At 65.6% G+C, this 2225-nt stretch carries 2 pseudogenes; both read left to right on the top strand.

From position 1 onward, the window contains the following. A pseudogene (locus tag ACK5IN_RS01620) lies at window positions 1-1200 on the top strand (DNA-directed RNA polymerase subunit beta); the annotation flags it as partial. A 78-nt stretch (window positions 1201-1278) separates the two neighbouring features. Then, window positions 1279-2225, top strand: a pseudogene (locus ACK5IN_RS01615) (DNA-directed RNA polymerase subunit beta'); the annotation flags it as partial.

Here is a 2225-nt window from a genome sequence, read left to right as displayed (position 1 = left end):
ATGGAGGCGCAGAAGGATCTCGACGAGCGCGGCATCATCCGCATCGGCGCCGAGGTCAAGCAGGGCGACATCCTCGTCGGCAAGGTCACGCCGAAGGGCGAGACCGAGCTCTCGGCCGAGGAGCGCCTGCTCCGCGCGATCTTCAACGAGAAGAGCCGCGAGGTGCGCGACACCTCGCTGAAGGTGCCGCACGGCGTTTCCGGCACGGTCACCTCGGTGAAGGTGTTCGACGCGGAGAACGACAACGACGACGAGCTCGGCTCGGGCGTCAACCAGCGCGTGGTCGTCTACATCGCCCAGAAGCGCAAGATCACCGAGGGTGACAAGCTCGCGGGCCGCCACGGCAACAAGGGCGTCATCTCGAAGATCCTGCCGGTCGAAGACATGCCGTTCCTCGCCGACGGCACCCCCGTCGACGTGATCCTGAACCCGCTCGGCATCCCCGGCCGCATGAACTTCGGCCAGGTGCTCGAAATCCACCTCGGCTGGATCGCGCAGCAGGGCTGGCAGGTCGACGGCAACCCGGAGTGGGCTGCGAAGCTCAAGCCCGAGGCACTCGCCGCCGATCCCGGCACCAAGGTCGCGACCCCGGTGTTCGACGGCGCGTCCGAGGCGGAGATCGCGGGTCTGCTCGACTCGACCCTGCCCACCCGCGACGGTGAGCGCCTCATCAACTCCACCGGCAAGACCCGTCTCTTCGACGGTCGCTCGGGCGAGCCGTACCCGTACCCGATCTCGGTCGGCTACATGTACATCCTCAAGCTGCACCACCTCGTCGACGACAAGATCCACGCGCGCTCGACGGGCCCCTACTCGATGATCACCCAGCAGCCGCTCGGCGGCAAGGCCCAGTTCGGCGGCCAGCGCTTCGGTGAGATGGAGGTGTGGGCGCTCGAGGCCTACGGTGCGGCATACGCGCTGCAGGAGCTGCTCACGGTGAAGTCGGACGACATCCTCGGCCGAGTCAAGGTGTACGAGGCGATCGTGCGAGGTGAGAACATTCCCGAGCCCGGCGTGCCCGAGTCGTTCCGCGTGCTCATGAAGGAAATGCAGTCGCTCTGCCTGAACGTCGAGGTGCTCGGTGCCGACGGCAACGCCGTCAACCTGCGCGACAACGACGACGAGGCCCACCGCACCGCGGAGGAACTCGGCATCAACCTGTCCACCCGCTTCGAGACCTCGTCCGTCGACGAGATCTGAGCCCACGGCCGCGTCATCCGAGGATGACGCGCGCGTAAGCACCGACTAAAGATTTTCATTTCAACCCAAGGAGAGAAGTTGCTCGAGGGTACGAGTTTCAATGAGCTGCAGATTCGTCTGGCGACCGCCGACGACATTCGCAGCTGGTCGTTCGGCGAGGTCAAGAAGCCGGAGACCATCAACTACCGCACGCTGAAGCCCGAGAAGGACGGGCTCTTCGGCGAGCAGATCTTCGGTCCCAGCCGCGACTGGGAGTGCGCGTGCGGCAAGTACAAGCGCGTGCGCTACAAGGGCATCGTCTGCGAGCGCTGCGGCGTCGAGGTGACGAAGTCCAGCGTGCGCCGCGAGCGCATGGGCCACATCGAGCTGGCCGCGCCCGTCACGCACATCTGGTACTTCAAGGGCGTGCCGTCGCGCCTCGGCTACCTGCTCGACATGGCACCGAAGGATCTCGAAAAGGTCATCTACTTCGCCGCCTACATGATCATCGACATCGATGAGGAAGGCCGTCACGAAGATCTCGGCGAGCTGGAGGCCGAGCTGCGCCTCGAGCTGAAGACGCTCGAGGATCAGCGCGACATCTCGATCGCGCAGCGCCAGCAGCAGGCGGAGTCGGATCTCGCCGCGCTCGAGGCCGAGGGTGCGAAGGCGGATCAGCGCCGTCGCGCCGAGGCCTCGGCCGAGAAGGAGATGACCGCGATCCGCAAGGGCTACGACGACGACATCGCTCGTCTGCAGCGCGTGTGGGAGGACTTCCGCAACCTCAAGGTGGGCGACCTCAAGCCCGAGGATGCCGTCTTCGCCGACCTCATGGATCGCTACGGCGACTACTTCGAGGCGTACATGGGTGCCGAGGCGATCAAGAAGCGTCTCGAGAACTTCGACCTCGCCGCCGAGAGCGAGACGCTGCACCTGCAGATCGCCGAGGGCAAGGGGCAGAAGAAGATCCGCGCCATCAAGCGCCTGAAGGTGGTCAACTCCTTCCTGCAGACGGGTGCGAGCCCGGCCGCGATGGTGCTCGACGT

The organism is Microbacterium sp., assembly GCF_047971895.1.
Lineage (GTDB): Bacteria > Actinomycetota > Actinomycetes > Actinomycetales > Microbacteriaceae > Microbacterium.
The sequence above is the reverse complement of the archived record's forward strand: the minus strand, read 5'-3'. Positions and strand labels throughout refer to the sequence as shown.